This is a genomic window from Lysinibacillus sp. NPDC056185 (genome assembly GCF_047737915.1).
Taxonomy (GTDB): domain Bacteria; phylum Bacillota; class Bacilli; order Bacillales_A; family Planococcaceae; genus Lysinibacillus.
The window spans coordinates 56,159-72,166 of record NZ_JBLLLQ010000019.1; the positions used below are offsets into that span (position 1 = coordinate 56,159).

A 16,008-nucleotide genomic window follows, 5' to 3' on the forward strand; every position below is an offset into this window, starting at 1 on the left:
GACAACTGAATAGCTTAGAGTAATAGGTGTAAATTGCGTGCAATTTACTGAAAAGGGAAGTCGGTGCAAATCCGACACTGTCCCGCACCTGTAAATTCATAAAGTATAAAAAACGTTTCATTCTTTTAATAAACTCGATCAACAACGTTTCAATTCGTTTGTTGGTCGTTCTTTTTTTGCGTTGAAAGTGAGTGACCCAAAAGCCAGTGATTCTGAATGGCCTTGGTATGTTATAGAAGAAGTTCAAGTAGAGTTATTCAAACAATAAGCAAAAAATTCAAGTTGGGGGAAATACATAATGATAATTAAACCGACAAAAAAAGTCTTACTGTCATGGATGGAAAGTTATGTCCCTGAAAGAGATTTATTTTTTCTATCAGAAGAACATCTTAATGAAATTGACTTTACAGATGTATTGTTAATGCCCATAGATGAGTTTTATACTCACAGCACATATCAGCATTTAAATTATGTTAATTGTTATGAATACTGGAATATAAAGAACGCACAATACGTAATTATTGCTGAAAAAGGATGGATTGAGAGCAAATCGAAAGAGGACCAACAATTGATTTTAAGTTTTCAAGTGCAATGTGAAAGAGGGCTTGTACTCCCCGTTAAATTTATAAAGGAGATAGAAAAAGTACCTTCGAGTTATGTACAGAATGGGCACGTTATCATACAGCGTTCAATGTGGGAAGGTCTTGACGAATCATTTAAAGAACAGTTACTTACAACAATGGTTTATGAATGGTGGGATAAGGGAGAATGTGAGGAACCTCCAAAATCATTACCTAGTTTTCTACAGCAATTTGCTAATACTTTTGGGCATCGTCAAGGTGCAAATTGTTTAGCAGCGGTTTTGTTTGCAATTTCAAAAGGGAAACAAAAGTGGTTTATTTATGAATGGATATATCAAAAAACATTTCTTGAAAAATTAAGTCAGTATAACTTTGAAGAGGTCCTAGGTGAAGGGATACAACAAGGCGACATTGTAATTTGGAAGGATGAAAATGGTATTATTCAACATGCAGCTTATCATATTGGTGAAGAACTGTATTTTAATAAGCATGGACAAACGATGTTTAATCCTTGGAAGATACTTTCGAAAAAGCAACTATATAAAGAGTGGGAGCACCTAACACCTGTGAAAATGAGAAAGAGGATAACGAAATAATAAAAGAGTATCTACAATCCGAGTTAAAAACTAATAAGAACTGGAATATATTATGTTATTCAGACTTTACAGCAGATGCAAATGTTTGAAGAGACACATGGAAAGTTAGGTAATAAGCGAGGAAATACAGAAAAAAATCACGATAATCTAGTTATTGCAGGAGCATTATCCGTACAGGGAATGAAGGCGAATAAGTGGTATGTATAGCAAAATCCTATTACTGATTAGTTAAGTGTAATGTATTACAATTATTGGAATGTGGGAGGTGACTAGATGGAACATATATTAGTCTATAATAGTAAAGAATATAAATTACCGTATGAAACAATTCAATAAATCATTCAAACAAAGAATATATTTGTAGACGGAAAATCGTTAAATATTACATCAGTGACTGTAGATTTAGATGGTAAGGTATATATTCGCATATAATTATAAATACATAAAGGTCACATCTAACAAGGTGTGGCTTTTTATTATGCCTTAGGCGGTTGAGTATGAAATTGAAAGAGGAAAATTTAAAAGGATCACCCGGAGGATAGTGACCCTTAATAATGATTCGGAGGTGTAGGGTTAAACTAGTATTACCTTACAATAGTTATGAGCATTATATGCGGTAATGGCGGTATTAGGTATTAATAACATCTATTCATAAAACTAGTGCCGACAATAATCAGAAGAATGAATAGAACAACGATTAAAGCGAATGGGTTTCTTTCGCGACGCTCTTCGCGAATTTCTCCGCAGTATCCCATAAAATATCCCTCCTTTCTATAATCTATAATATGTATAGTTTTCAAAAGGGATTGCGATATTTATCTTAGGAGTTCCTTTGAAAAAGATTTAATAATAAAAATAGGATACGTTATCAAGAACATAATGTTAGATGCTAACAAAAGGTCACATCCAATAGGTGTTGCTTTTTATTATGGAAAAAACTAAGAAATTGAGGAGTAGAAATGATGAATCTTGAACAATATGTTAATGCGAAATATAAAGGTAAAAGTACGTGGTTTATTGAAGAAACGACATCGTATGAGAATCAAGAACGTGTATTAAACGTATCGAGTATTAAAGATTATTTGAACGGTGAACACGAAATATTAAAGCGTCCGAATTATATATATAACGGTGAAGTAGTAGAGCCGAGACGTATCGTAATTCAGATGGCTAAAACAATCTTAAACTTTAAGGCACAATATCTACTTAAAAATCCTGTCAATTTGATAGGTGATGAATCAATGGTTAAAGAATTTAATAAGGTAAATAAGTTAGGTCGTTTCGATGATATAAATGTACAGATTTTATTACAGTTACTTAAATTTGGTGAAGTATCGGAGTATTTATATATTGATGGTAATGGTCGTATTCAGTCGAAATTAATTGCTGCTGATAACGGCGTTCCAGTATATAACAATTACAATGAGATGATTGCATTTATTGAGCATTATACTTTTGATGGTATTACTTATTACAACCTTTATACAGATGTAAGTGTGAAGGAATGGTCAAATGAAGGTGGGAAAACAATCACCAAAATAGGTGAACGTCCTTCGTTAAGTGGTCTCCCTATACATTACAAAACTTTGCATGAGTTAAGTGATCGGATCGGTAAATCTGAATTAGATGACTATCAAAATATTTTAGATAATATGGAAGATATGCTTAGTAAATATACAGATAGCATGTATAAGTTTTTAAATCCAATTCCAGTAGTAACAGGTCAGCAACTTACTAATGGCTCGATACCAAAGGAAATTGTAGGTGCGGGTCTCACATTAGATGACGGTAGTGATTTCAAATTAGTAAACGGTCAATTAGATAGTAAGTCATTTGATTTAGTGTATAAGACACTTATGCAGACATTACTTGACGTAAGTTCAACGCCTGCAGTATCAATGAACAAAACGGACATTAGTAACTTGTCAGAGGTCAGTATAAAACTTTTATTCTCATTAGCGGATACACAAGCAGGAGTAAATGAAACTTATCTTAGAGATGGATTTTATCAACGTTGGGAAAAGGTACAGCATTTATTGAAATATAAAGGTATCGTCATTGAAGATGAAGAATTAATTTCACTTGAATTTAATTTTGTGTACAACACTCCGTCAAACCATAAGGAAATTTTAGATAATATGAAAACTCAATTCGATATGAACGCTTTATCATTAGAGACAATTGTCGAACAGTCACCTTATGTCAATAATAAGTTGAGAGAGTTAAGTAGGTTAAATGGTGTAGAGTATGATACTGCAAAAGATGATAGTAAGATACATAATATAATTTAGTACGTTAAAGTATAAACGTGTGGTATAGAAAAATGGGGAATGGTAGTGTACGAGTTGAGTTGAAATGTAATAGTGTCAAAGGTTTATGCCTATAGTGCATATGCTAAAAAACACACGCTCTGTTATATATAATACGCACACGTACACATCAGCCCTCGCTTAGATATAAAAAAACAATAATTAACCTTGAAATAAAGTTAAATAAAAAGCATATCACTTACTTTTAGTAACTGAATGATCTATTGTAGGTATGATCATTGTTGATAAATGTTAAATAATTGATGGAGATAATAATGTATAAAACCACATTATTTTATGCATGATTTCATGTGACTACTTAGTATTTAGTATTCTAAAAACGTTGATATATCAATGATGTATGAAAAATGTATAAAGGTAAAGTTACCTGAAGTAGATAAACGTTGATATATCCACACTTCTTGATTACTTTTAGTTTACATAATCTTATATTATCGGAAGTAAAAACTGTATATTTTATGCATGTGAATATAAACAATTAGAAAGGATGATTGAATGAATATTACTAACTTACAACGATTAAAATACGACATACAAGGCATTGAGTTAGATGATACACAACTTACCGTATACCTAGCAGAGAACGGACTACAAGCAACTGATACATACGATGTTAATGATACGACTAACTTAAAAGGTATCTATGCTACTGCTCTATCAGTGTTAGAAGGACTGGCTAACAACCCTACGATGATGAAGGCTATTAAACTTGATGATATGACAGTGAGTGAGTTCAGTGACAACATAATGAAGCGTATAGACCAACTAGACAATAAGATTAGACAGATTAAAGTAAGCAATAATAGTAGCAGCACATTCCTTTTATACAATTGAGAGGTGATTAGATGAAGTTATTTGATGAAAAGTTAATTCAAGATACGATCAAGACAATCCAAACTCCATATAAATTTAACTTTTATGAGGAAAATCCATTTTCGATTAATGCATTTATTAGCAATTCTACATTTAGCCCTAACAGTAGCTATCATATCCATTCCTTAGAATTATTTAAGAGTGGTGACTATACTAAGATCAATGAGCATAGCGATAATATCTACATGGTTACGTCTGACATTTTTGAAATGCGTGGGGGGAAGTATAAGGGTACATTAGAGTATTGCAATTATTCAATTGAGCAGTGGGAAGAAATTAAAACATTAATAGGATATGACCATTTAGGTAGACCAGTCTATGATTACGTCAATACGAAGGTAGGTGAGATTCCTGCAATTTTAAAATACAAGGATTTTTCAATCTCATCTAATGAAGCGGTTAATCTAAATAAACCTATTTATGAAATTACTGTTAGAGATAATGAAGCAGCAAAGACTTATTTCGGATTAGAAGCGGATACATATGCTAATGTGACTGTTTACGATGTGACTTATCGCATTATTAATGTAGATTATAGCAAACAAGGATTAATTCGAATTAGATTAGAAAAACGTTGACAAGAAGCGGATACCCCTAATTGTTTATTTTGTACGCTACCATATCAATTTTCACACGCCCATAATTTATGTTATATGTAATCATTTGGTGTTGAATGAATGTCTGAAAGAAATTGCGAAACAAAGGAAGGAAAAAACGAACACCGTGAGATGTTCGTTTAAGAGTTATTATTTTTCAGTTGCTGTATTCCCCATTGCAATAGAAATCCTATTCCAACTGTTGATCTGATTGATGATTAGAACAAGGTCGACATACTGTTTCTCGTCATAGTATTCACGGATTCGCTTATATAGGTCATCTGGAACTCTTTTAGTAGGAATTAAAGTTATATGTTCAGATAATTCTAGAGCAACTTTCTCTTCAAGTGTATAAAAAGTACATTCATTCCAAGCATTTAAACAATAAATACGCTGTTCGGTTTCACCCATTTTACGAGCATCGGATGTATGCATGTCAATGCAGAAAGCGCACCCATTAATTTGAGAGACTCTAATTTTGATAAGTTCTCTAGTTACACGATTAATTGTAGATTTTTTAGTGTATTTTTCCATGTCCATCATAATTTTCATACCATCAGGTGCAACATCATAGTAGGCAACTCTTTGACTCATAAGGCAAGACTCCTTTTGTTTTTAAGATAAGTTAATTATAACAACGGACGAACGTTTGTGCTAGTTTTAGCTCTTTGGAACATTTAAATAAAATGGAATTTAGATAAATTTTGAGCAGTAATGAAAGGATGGAGAATATGTATGCTTTTGATGTAAGGTTTTAATAAAAATAATTCACTCTTTTTTATTTGCAAAAATATGAATAAGAGTAAAAATTTACTTTTAAACTGACATCAATTGACTTTTACTCCACACACCTTTACAATTGATTTTAATAATTCAACAGGAATGTGGAGTATTTTAAATATCTCACAACTGAATAGCGTGGAGTAATAGGTGTAAATTGCGTGCAATTTACTTAAAAGGGAAGTCGGTGCAAATCCGACACTGTCCCGCAACTGTAAATGTGAGCGACTTTTCATAGACCACTGTTTAACGACGGGAAGGCGAAAAGCAGCGATGACCATAAGTCAGGATACCTGCCTATTATGAGTACACACCATAGCCCTACGAGGAATAGGAGGTGGCATGTTGACAAAACAGAATGCTCTGTTCGTCACTGTACGTCAAACGCCCAGAAATGAAGGTATTAGATATCGAGCTAATTCTTTCATATTTGGGCATTGTTTGACATTATATGATGAACGAAAAAGATAGAATGAAGGATTTCCTCGCGTTAATGGGAAATCCTTTTTTTACTGATGACTTCCGTTTTGAAAATATGTACGAAAAGAGGATGCACATATGACGAATATTCATGTATGTACAGCACAGGAATCACAATATTTAGATATGAAAATTTGTAAGCAGCCCCGCACTGAATTTACTAAAAAAGCTACAACAAGAATGGTTATAGAATCACTTGTTGATCAATTAATAGCTAGCAAACTAATTAGTAATGAACGATTATTTGAGCAAATTTTATATAACAAAGATATTATTTGGATACAAAATGAAAGTTTTAATGGGCACCTTTTTGCAAAGGTGAATATAACAGATCAGCTTAAAACAAAAACAAATAGTTTTATGATGTATATGCCGACAAATCCAATTGTCTATGAGGTGAATGATGAGCATTATCATTTAATTACACGCATTGACTCGACTCGTGCAAAACCAAATTTAGAGCGACTTTCCAAAGCTCCTAATCCAATATTAAGTGCTGCCCGGGTCAATGATTTATTGTGCTCGATAGTAATGCGCTTTTATGAAACATATTTAGAGGATTTATCACAGGTAGCTCATAAAAACAAACAACTGATTAATTTTGTAGAGCGCGAGTATCATCAATTTTTAAAAGCTGTGAAAGAACTAAATGAATATCATTTAAACTGGCACCCACGTGGTAACGGTCATGAACTATTGCTGGAATTAATTGATAATTTACAACTTTTGAAAAGTCGACCTGGCAAGGTTTTAATTGATTTTTCTAATTCCCATAACTACATTGTTGTGGACCCTTCATATCACATTGTCAAGCCAGCGCAGAAAACAGTACAAGCTTTGTGAATTAAATTCGTGCTGGGTGAAGATGGATACTCGCGGAAGGAGAGCAAATACTCGCGCGGAGCAAGAATACCCACGGAAGGGAGAGAAATACTCGCGAGGAGCAAGAATACTCGCGGAAGGAGAGCAAATACTCGCGGAAGGGAGTAGAATATTCGCGGAAGCAGAGTAAATACTCGCGCGGAGCAAGAATACCCGCGGAAGGAGAGCAAATATTCGCGAAAGAGAGTGGAATACTCGCGGAAGGGAGTAGAATATTCGCGGAAGGGAGTGGAATACTCGCGGAAGCAGAGTAAATACTCGCGCGGAGCAAGAATACCCGCGGAAGGGAGAGAAATACTCGCGAGGAGCAAGAATACTCGCGGAAGGAGAGCAAATACTCGCGGAAGGAGAGCAAATACTCGCGGAAGGGAGTAGAATACTCGCGGAAGGGAGTGGAATACTCGCGGAAGGAGAGTAAATACTCGCGCGGAGCAAGAATACCCGCGGAAGGGAGTAGAATACTCGCGGAAGCAGAGCAAATACCCGCGCGGAGCAAGAATACTCGCGGAAGCCAGAATACCCGCTGAAGGAAGTCAAATACCCGTAATAGCATAGTAAATCCCCAAGAAACATAAAAAAACAGGACAATGATTCTAACAAATCATGTCCTGTTTTTATGATTTCAGTCAATACAATGCATCGCCGCCTCTGCCTCATGCCATGGGACGGAGTAACCCTTGCCTTTTGCACAAAAAATACTAGAAGATGTATATTCGGGGTCGGCGTTTTTATCGTAGCCAATTTGTGCAATAATGTCTTCTGTATTGTGACACACATCATAGCCATCAAATTGTAGAAAAAGTACGCCTTTACCATTCGTGTAGGCGGCAAAGGTTGTGCTGTAGCTCATGAATGTTGCGACAGGGGCACGACCAGTTATAATCGCATCATGTTCAGTTAAGATTGGCGCATCAAATGTACCAGCAGCTTGTTGAATATCGGTCATCATGCGGCCAATAAAATCACTTGGGGCTTTAAGTTTAAAGCGGTAATACGGCTCCAGTAATACATTTTCTGCTTGCTCCAGCCCTTGCCGTAATGCACGGAATGTTGCTTCTCGGAAATCGCCACCATCTGTATGTTTAATATGTGCGCGTCCTGTTAAGAGAGTGAAGCGAATATCTGTCACGGGGAATCCTGTTAATAGCCCATGATGATCGCGCTCGAATAGATGTTTTTCAATGAGTCGTTGATGCCCAACCGATAAATCATCCGCATGACATGCATTAACAAATGTGTTGCCAGTATCGCGGGTATTTGGCTCCATCAATAAATGTACTTCTGCATAATGCTTTAAAGGTTCAAAATGACCATAGCCAGTCACGGTTGTTGCAATCGTTTCCATATATAAAATCTGTGGTTCGCTAAATGAAATGTCTAGCGAGAAGCGTTTGTTAAGCACATCGATAAGAACCTCGAGTTGGATGACACCCATAATATGTACATGAATTTCTTGAAATTTTTCATGCCATAGCACATGTAATGATGGTTCTTCTGCTTCAAGTGTGCGGAAAATTTTTAGAACTTCCTTTATATGCTGATCGCCTTCATATTGTACTTTTGCCTGCAAAGTCGGTACTAACTCATAGGGCTGCGGGTTACCTGAATAACCAATGATATCACCGATGTTTGCTTCGCTAATCCCTTTTACTGCGAAAATCTCTCCAGCCTCGACCTCTTGTGCTGTTACATAACGGCTGCCATTGTTTAGCCGAATCTCAGTCACTTTCTCGGTTTCATCTCCAAAAGAAATTTCATCACGCACATGTAACGTCCCTTGTAATGCCTTAATAAAAGTTAAGCGTTGATGCCCATCATGACGAATTTTAAAAACTTCACCTTGGAACGGAGATTGTTATTAAAATGTGTTTTTGTAAGTAGAGGGAGCTGTGCTAAGAATTCCTTTATTCCAATATCTTTTAAAGCAGAGCCAGAAAAACATAGGAAGGCCTTTTCCTGTTTAACCATCGTTTGTAAATGAGTAAGGCAGTTAGAGCTATCCAAAGTCTCATTAAGAAAAGCATCGAGAAGCTGCTCATCACGTTCAGCAAGCCACTCCATCACGTGAGTTGAAACATAGTCCGAACGGAGCGGTTCATCTACGAATAATACATCCTCAGAACAATCCTTTTGAAGCTGTGTCATAACGGCCTCAACATTTGCCCCTTCACGATCAATTTTGTTAATAAAGAAAAAGGTTGGGACGTGATATTGGCGTAAAAGTTGCCACACTGTTTCCGTATGACCTTGGAGTCCTTCAACCGCACTAACAATAATTATGGCATAATCCATAACCCGAATGGCACGTTCCATCTCTGGAGAGAAATCTACGTGTCCGGGTGTATCGATTAACGTATATGTATCATTCCCAATCGTCATGCGACCTTGCTCTGCAAAAATCGTAATGCCTCGCTGACGCTCCAGCTCATGATTATCTAGAAATGTATCCTGGTGATCCACTCGTCCACGTGCTTGAATACTGTTTGTATGAAAAAGTAACTGCTCAGAAAATGTTGTTTTTCCTGCATCCACGTGAGCGAGTACCCCGATTGTTACATGCATAAAAAAATCCTCGTTTCTATTAATTCGTATATCAATATTGTAACAGAATTGGGTAGAAAAATATTTCGAATAAAGTGTTTATGTACTAGGCTATCAATATTATTTGCAACAAAATTAAATACGACGTATGGGTGCAAATTCGATGCTGTGCAGCAACTGTAAATGGGGAGTCCATAAAGATGCCACTGAAACTATAATTTTCTGATTTTTCTGAAAAAGTAATGACAATAAATCTATGCCGTGATATGGTAATTAAGAAAACGTTTTCGTAAAACGTTTTCTTAAAGTGTGATCTTATAGTAATAGTAGGTGAAGGTTATGAAACGATGGACTATTAAAGATATTGCGAAACAAGCGGGTGTTTCCATTACCACTGTTTCGCGAGTGTTGAATGAAAAAGAGGAGGGAATGTCCCTAAAGACACGTGAAAAGGTACTTAAGGTAATGGAAGAGGTAGATTTCCAGCCAAACCAATTTGCTCGTGGTCTAGTTACGAAGCGATCGAAGATATTCGGATTAATCATTCCGAATATTTCTAATCCATATTTTCCTGAATTATGTCGGGGGGTGGAAGATGAAGCGAATGAAAGAGAATATAGCTTAATCATCTGTAATTCTGATGATCAATCTGATAAAGAAAAGCGATACTTACGATTATTAGAGGAACAGCAGGTAGATGGTATCATTTTTTCGGCAAAAGATTATTTGGAGCCATCGGATGAAGAGCAATTATCACGTGCAAAGATTCCTTTCGTTCTCGTTGATAGAGGAAAGAATGAAAAAAAACATTCCAGTGTCTATATAGATAATGATAAAGGTGGATATTTAGCAGGAATACATTTAGTAGAACTCGGTCATAGGAAGATAGCATGCATGATTGGACCAAGCTCTCTTTCTTTGTCTAATGAACGTTTAGCAGGTTTCAAAAGAGCGCTGTCTGAATCAGGCGTTGAACTTTTACCATCACATATTATTGAAGGGGATTTTCAGATGGAAAAGGCATACCAAAAGTCCAAAGATCTCCTGAGGAAAAAAGAAGTGACGGCTATATTTGCCTTTAATGATGTAATGGCATTCGGTATTTACCGAATGGCTCACGAGCTTGGAATTCATATACCAAAGGATTTATCCATCATAGGCTTTGACGACATTCCGTTAGTATCCGCATTAATGCCTAAGCTTACTACAATTCGTCAGGATACTTATCTTATGGGGAGGGAGGCAGTAAAGCTATTAATACAAAAACTTGAAAATAACGAAACGCAATCTGTTATGTTTAACCCGACTCTGGTAGTACGTGAAAGCACTACAGCACCATAAAACATCAAGAAATGTAGATGAACTAGAGGAGTGAAATTGATGAAAAAAATACCAGTGATTATTGATTGTGACCCAGGAATTGACGATGTTATGGCGTTATTATTAGCCTTTTCCCGAGAGGATCTGGATATAAAGTTAATTACAACGGAACCAGGAAATCAAACGCAAGATAAAACGGTCTACAATGCTAGAGCATTCACAAGCTACATGAAACAAAATATTGAAATCGCAAGGGGGTTGGATCATCCTTTCTTCCGTGAATTGGAGGTTGCTGATGATGTTCATGGGGAAAGTGGGTTAGGAGAAGTCATTTTACCGAAGCCGGATTTACTCGAAAGTGATAGAACAGCCATAAATGCTTTAATAGATGTTTTAACTGAAAGTGAGGAACCGATTGTTTTAATCGCAACTGGACCACTTACAAATATCGGAGCATTGCTGCTTGCTCATCCAGAAGTAAAAGAAAAAATCAGCTATATTTCGTATATGGGTGGTGCAGCTATAGCTGGCAATATGAGTCCTTTTGCAGAATTTAATGTATATGTTGATCCACATGCAGCCGATATCGTTTATCGTTCAGGAATTCCTATTATCATGAGCGGACTTGATGTTACTCATAAAGCGTATGTCAATATGGAAGAGTTACATCAAATTGAAAGTATGGGGACAGATTTATCACAAAAAATTGGCGCAATGCTTCGCTTCTATATACAAAATGCAAAAAATAATGATTTCCAAGAAACTGATTTCGAAAATGGGTTTCGTTTGCATGATCTATGTGCTGTGTCATATGTTGTCACGCCAGAACTTTTTGAAGGAGAAGATTGCTTTGTAGCGGTTGAGACAGAAGGGCGCCACACTGCTGGTGCGACCGTTGTAGATTATATGCACCGTTCCGGAAAATCTCATAATGTAAAAGTATTGCACTCGGTCAATCGTGAAGCCTTTGTTAATCAATTTATGGAAGCGGTTGCAAAAATGGGCCGTCAAATCAGTCAATAATTAAAAAAGGTGGGAAACCAAGATGAAACGTAGTTTTAAAGATGACTTTAATATGATGTCTATGCTTCTTATTCCTATTGGTGTAGCAGTGAATATTGTCGGTTTTCAAATTGCTAACGTTTTAAGGCTCCCTATTTTTCTTGATACGATTGGAACCATATTAATCGGGGTCGTTGCTGGTCCTTGGGTTGCATTACTTGCTGGATTAATTACAAACCTTATAAATGGTATTTTTAATCCTACGTATTTTCCATATGCCATTACATCTGTGGCGATTGGAATAGGGGTAGGATACTTGTCTAAAGGAGGAATGTTTAAAAATATTCCTAAAACGATTATTTCCGGTATTGTGATTACTTTTATTGCTGTTATTGTATCTGCTCCAATTACGGTGTTAGTTTTTGGAGGAGCTACTGGAGGTACAGGATCTATTCTTACAGCTACATTCCTTGCTTCAGGACAAAAAATTTGGAGTGCCGTATTCGCTTCATCCTTTATCTTTGAAATTGCGGACAAAGTTGTATCGGCTCTAATCGTTTACTTTATTGTAAGAAAAATGTCTGATCGTTATTTATCAAAAATGAATTATGGGACTCTGTATATGAAACGTGAAGGCCGATAATTGAACTCTTTCCGTTCTGCCTGAGCGGAAAGATCTACTTTTTCTGAGGAGGGTTCGTCGTGCAGAAAAATTTCATTCAGCGGTTGCATCCAATGACTAAATTCTTCTTTGCATTACTTGTATCAGCTGCCGTTCTTATTATTCCCGAGTTTATATTCTCATTTCTAGTTTTCCCAATTTTACTTCTTATAGCTGCCGCTGCAGGCATTGTGAAAGAATTTTTGGGTACTGTCATGAAGGCTTTGTTATTTTTACTAATCATCATTTTCTTCATGCAGCTCTTGTTCTATCCAGGTGATCATGTGATGGGACAATGGGGAATATTTAAGTGGACTGAGGAAGGCTTGGATTATGGATTAACGCTTACGTCTCGCATTCTGGCGATGGGTTCTGCCTTTATATTATTTTTCCGTTTGACAGATGTTCGTGACTTCGTAAAATCGCTAGAAGATGCAGGCCTCCCTCCAATGGGAGCTTATGTAGTTTTATCAACATTGCAAATTATTCCTGAAATGCGACGCCATGCGAACACAATTATGGATGCCCAAAAAACACGTGGGGTAGAAACGGAAGGATCATTGTTAACGAGAGCGAAAGCATTTATCCCAACCTTAACTCCTCTCATATTATCATCTATATCAAGTACTGAAGAACGAGCAATTACTTTAGAGTCGAGAGCTTTTTCTGCTCCAACAAAGAAGACTAGCTTGCATAAGCTAACAAAAAGTACAGCTGATCGAATTTTGCCATTCGTCTACATGATCATTTTAGTAGGTTTGGTGTTCTGGAGGGTCCTCACATGAATTCTATCATTGAAATGAAAAATGTCTCATATCGATATCCAGTTAGTGATGATTGGAACATAAAAAATGCGTCTTTTACAATTGAAAAGGGGAAATTTACAGCCATTATTGGCAATAATGGCTCCGGTAAAACGACCCTATGTAATATCATACGAGGATTCATTCCACACTTTTATAAAGGAGACCTTGAAGGGGACGTTATTGTCGATGATAAAAGAATAGTAGAATATCAATTAGGACAATTAGGAGGAAAAATTGGATATGTCTTTCAAAACCCTTTCATCCAAGTATCTGGTGTAAAAGATACTGTCTTTGACGAAGTAGCGTTTGGCCTCGAAAATTTAGGTGTAGAAGAAAATGAAATTATTGACAGAGTAAATGAAATATTAAAGCTTATTAAAATCGAACATTTACGAGAAAGACATCCAATGGGACTTTCAGGTGGTCAACGTCAACGTGTTGCACTTGCTTCGATCATCGTCATGAATCCCGATATTCTTGTCATTGACGAGCCAACATCTCAGTTAGATCCAATTGGAACAGAACATGTATTTGATATCATTCGTCTCATGAAAGAACAGGGAAAAACTATTATCCTAGTAGAACATAAAATGGACTTAATTGCTGAATATGCGGACAATCTAATTGTCCTCAATAATGGAGAAATAGTATTACAAGGTCCGACTCGAGGAGTTTTTGCGGACCCACGATATGGGGAATATAACATTCAATATCCTCATGTAACCGAGGTCGCTCTAAATTTACAAAAAGACGGAGTTCATTTAAAATATGTGCCAATTCGCGATGAGGAATTACCTGAAAGCATAAGTTGGGCAAGTGTAGGGGAGAGTGCTTATGACTGAACTTCAACTGAAAAACGTTAGTTTCGCTTATCCCGATGGAACAAAAGCATTAGAAAATTTGACACTTACGGTTCCGGCTGGTCAACGTCTAGCGATTATTGGACAAAATGGGGCCGGAAAAACAACCGCAGTAAAATTGATGAACGGCCTCTTAAAGCCAACTGATGGTGAGGTATATGTTGCGGATTGGAATACAAAAGATTATACGACAGCTCAAGTTTCTCGAAAGGTTGGTTATGTATTTCAAAACCCGGACGATCAAATTTTCCACAATAATGTGGAATTAGAAGTACAGTTCGGACCTAAAAATATGGGCTTTGATCCAGAACGTGTAGCAATGCTAACGGATTGGGCTATGGAATTATGCGGAATTAGTAATGTTTCGCAAGAAAATCCTTATAATCTCCCATATTCTGTACGTAAATTTGTTACAATTGCTTCGGTTTTGGCAATGGATTCCGATGTGAATATTTTAGATGAGCCGACAGCTGGACAGGATCGTGTTGGATTAGATTTATTAAGTGTGCTCTTAGACGAATTGGAGAGAAAGGGAAAGACTGTTATTGCGATTACACACGATATGGAATTTGTCACGAATTATTTCTCTCGAATTGTAGTAATGGCAAATCGTAGGATTATTGCAGATGATGTTTCGGAACATATTTTTTATAATCATGCGATATTAGAAGAAAGTATGCTAAAGCCACCTGCAGTTGCTAAAATGGCCAACATATTGGGTTTGGAGAAAGGAATCATGACAAAAGGTCAATTATTATCCGTATTAAAGAAAAAGAGATTTTAAGAAAGGATGATAGCTGGCATGGATATTTCATTAGTCGGAAGCATTAATATAGATCTTGTCTATCGTGTTCCCTACATTGTAAATAAAGGTGAAACACTTCACAGTGCGTCTCATAGTGTTCATTTCGGTGGAAAAGGTGCAAACCAAGCAGTAACAGCAAGCCAGCTAGGAGCAAATGTTCATTTTATTGGGAAAGTAGGAAAAGATGATTTCGGGGAACAAGCGATAAACAATTTAAAAGATAGAGGCGTTTATATTGATTCCGTTCAAAAGGAAGGAGCTACTGGGCAAGCGATGATCCAAGTGACAGATGCCGGTGGTAATGCGATTGTTTTGTTTCCTGGTGCAAACTTTTTAGTTACTCCTAAACAAATTGAACAGGAAGCTGCTATCATTTCTTCAAGTAAGGTACTCCTTCTTCAGCTTGAAATACCGCTTGATGCAGTTGAAAAGGCAGTGAAAATCGCATCTCAACATGGAAAAATCGTCATCCTTAATCCAGCACCATCTCAAAAATTACCAGATTCTTTATTGAAGAACATAACAATTTTAACACCGAATGAAACTGAACTTGCGCAGTTGACGGGTATTGAAACGACAACGGAAGAAGATATTCGCTCTGCATGTAAGTTATTGCTAGATAAAGGAGTCGGAACAGTAATCGTTACACTTGGATCTAAAGGTTCTTTTTATATAAACCATGTAGAAAGTGGCTGGGTTCAAGCGTTGAGCGTTGACACGATCGATACAACTGGTGCGGGAGATGCATTTAATGGAGCTTTAGCAGTAGGACTATGCAGGGGTGATTCGCTTCGAAGTTCGATCGATTTTGCCACGAAAGTTGCAGCATATGTCGTTACTCAAATGGGCGCACAGCCTCTTATCCTACAATCAGTCTTGAAATAAATTCTATCCG

General features: G+C 36.6%; 16 protein-coding genes, 1 pseudogene and 2 riboswitches. Of the genes and pseudogenes, 14 read left to right on the plus strand and 3 right to left on the minus strand.

Annotation, left to right across the window (positions count from 1 at the left end):
- Positions 1–16: 16 nt before the first annotated feature.
- Positions 17–227, plus strand: a riboswitch (cobalamin riboswitch).
- A gap of 71 nt (positions 228–298) precedes the next feature.
- A complete protein-coding gene (locus tag ACMZ42_RS17620; protein ID WP_415732212.1) occupies positions 299–1,177 on the plus strand; it encodes a hypothetical protein in 879 nt (292 codons plus the stop codon).
- An 81-nt stretch (positions 1,178–1,258) separates the two neighbouring features.
- A complete protein-coding gene (locus tag ACMZ42_RS17625) occupies positions 1,259–1,384 on the plus strand; it encodes a hypothetical protein (RefSeq protein WP_415732213.1) in 126 nt (41 codons plus the stop codon).
- A gap of 428 nt (positions 1,385–1,812) precedes the next feature.
- Here ACMZ42_RS17625 and ACMZ42_RS17630 read toward each other — a convergent pair whose 3' ends face one another.
- Entirely contained in the window at positions 1,813–1,932 is a 120-nt protein-coding gene (locus ACMZ42_RS17630) for a YjcZ family sporulation protein (protein WP_400910943.1), read from the minus strand.
- Positions 1,933–2,139: 207 nt separating this feature from the next.
- Here ACMZ42_RS17630 and ACMZ42_RS17635 point away from each other — a divergent pair, with 207 nt between their 5' ends.
- From ACMZ42_RS17635 to ACMZ42_RS17645, 3 genes are all read left to right on the plus strand, one after another.
- Positions 2,140–3,468, plus strand: coding sequence for a phage portal protein (locus tag ACMZ42_RS17635; protein ID WP_415732214.1), 1,329 nt, complete (start codon positions 2,140–2,142; stop codon positions 3,466–3,468).
- A 534-nt stretch (positions 3,469–4,002) separates the two neighbouring features.
- The gene (locus ACMZ42_RS17640) at positions 4,003–4,341 is read left to right on the plus strand and encodes a hypothetical protein (protein ID WP_415732215.1); all 339 of its coding nucleotides are present in this window, start codon (positions 4,003–4,005) and stop codon (positions 4,339–4,341) included.
- 11 nt (positions 4,342–4,352) lie between these two features.
- Entirely contained in the window at positions 4,353–4,958 is a 606-nt protein-coding gene (locus ACMZ42_RS17645; protein WP_415732216.1) for a hypothetical protein, read from the plus strand.
- Positions 4,959–5,126: 168 nt separating this feature from the next.
- Here ACMZ42_RS17645 and ACMZ42_RS17650 read toward each other — a convergent pair whose 3' ends face one another.
- Positions 5,127–5,570, minus strand: a complete 444-nt coding sequence (locus ACMZ42_RS17650) for a carboxymuconolactone decarboxylase family protein (RefSeq protein WP_415732217.1) — start codon at positions 5,568–5,570, stop codon at positions 5,127–5,129.
- Positions 5,571–5,887: 317 nt separating this feature from the next.
- Positions 5,888–6,072, plus strand: a riboswitch (cobalamin riboswitch).
- A gap of 29 nt (positions 6,073–6,101) precedes the next feature.
- Between ACMZ42_RS17650 and ACMZ42_RS17655 the strand changes: the two genes are divergently transcribed.
- Both ACMZ42_RS17655 and ACMZ42_RS17660 read left to right on the plus strand, forming a co-directional pair.
- Positions 6,102–6,227, plus strand: a complete 126-nt coding sequence (locus ACMZ42_RS17655; RefSeq protein ID WP_415732218.1) for a hypothetical protein — start codon at positions 6,102–6,104, stop codon at positions 6,225–6,227.
- Between the two features lie 87 nt (positions 6,228–6,314).
- On the plus strand, positions 6,315–7,079 hold the full coding sequence (locus tag ACMZ42_RS17660) for a hypothetical protein (RefSeq protein WP_415732219.1): 765 nt from the start codon (positions 6,315–6,317) through the stop codon (positions 7,077–7,079).
- A gap of 661 nt (positions 7,080–7,740) precedes the next feature.
- Here ACMZ42_RS17660 and ACMZ42_RS17665 read toward each other — a convergent pair.
- Positions 7,741–9,680: pseudogene (locus ACMZ42_RS17665) on the minus strand (GTP-binding protein).
- 318 nt (positions 9,681–9,998) lie between these two features.
- Here ACMZ42_RS17665 and ACMZ42_RS17670 point away from each other — a divergent pair.
- Genes ACMZ42_RS17670 through rbsK form a run of 7 tightly spaced genes read left to right on the plus strand, consistent with a single transcriptional unit; the run spans position 9,999 to position 15,998 of the window.
- The gene (locus ACMZ42_RS17670) at positions 9,999–11,000 is read left to right on the plus strand and encodes a LacI family DNA-binding transcriptional regulator (protein ID WP_415732220.1); all 1,002 of its coding nucleotides are present in this window, start codon (positions 9,999–10,001) and stop codon (positions 10,998–11,000) included.
- 39 nt (positions 11,001–11,039) lie between these two features.
- Complete coding sequence (locus ACMZ42_RS17675; RefSeq protein WP_415732221.1) at positions 11,040–12,002, plus strand: nucleoside hydrolase; 963 nt, start codon at positions 11,040–11,042, stop codon at positions 12,000–12,002.
- 22 nt (positions 12,003–12,024) lie between these two features.
- Positions 12,025–12,624 (plus strand): ECF transporter S component, encoded by a 600-nt coding sequence (locus ACMZ42_RS17680; protein ID WP_415732222.1) that lies wholly within the window; start codon positions 12,025–12,027, stop codon positions 12,622–12,624.
- Between the two features lie 59 nt (positions 12,625–12,683).
- Complete coding sequence (locus ACMZ42_RS17685) at positions 12,684–13,427, plus strand: energy-coupling factor transporter transmembrane component T family protein (protein WP_370078879.1); 744 nt, start codon at positions 12,684–12,686, stop codon at positions 13,425–13,427.
- A complete protein-coding gene (locus tag ACMZ42_RS17690) occupies positions 13,424–14,290 on the plus strand; it encodes an energy-coupling factor ABC transporter ATP-binding protein (protein WP_415732223.1) in 867 nt (288 codons plus the stop codon). Before ACMZ42_RS17685 ends, ACMZ42_RS17690 begins: the two co-directional genes overlap by 4 nt.
- Complete coding sequence (locus ACMZ42_RS17695; RefSeq protein ID WP_415732224.1) at positions 14,283–15,092, plus strand: energy-coupling factor ABC transporter ATP-binding protein; 810 nt, start codon at positions 14,283–14,285, stop codon at positions 15,090–15,092. Before ACMZ42_RS17690 ends, ACMZ42_RS17695 begins: the two co-directional genes overlap by 8 nt.
- An 18-nt stretch (positions 15,093–15,110) precedes the next feature.
- Entirely contained in the window at positions 15,111–15,998 is an 888-nt protein-coding gene (gene rbsK / locus ACMZ42_RS17700) for a ribokinase (protein ID WP_415732225.1), read from the plus strand.
- Positions 15,999–16,008: the final 10 nt, after the last annotated feature.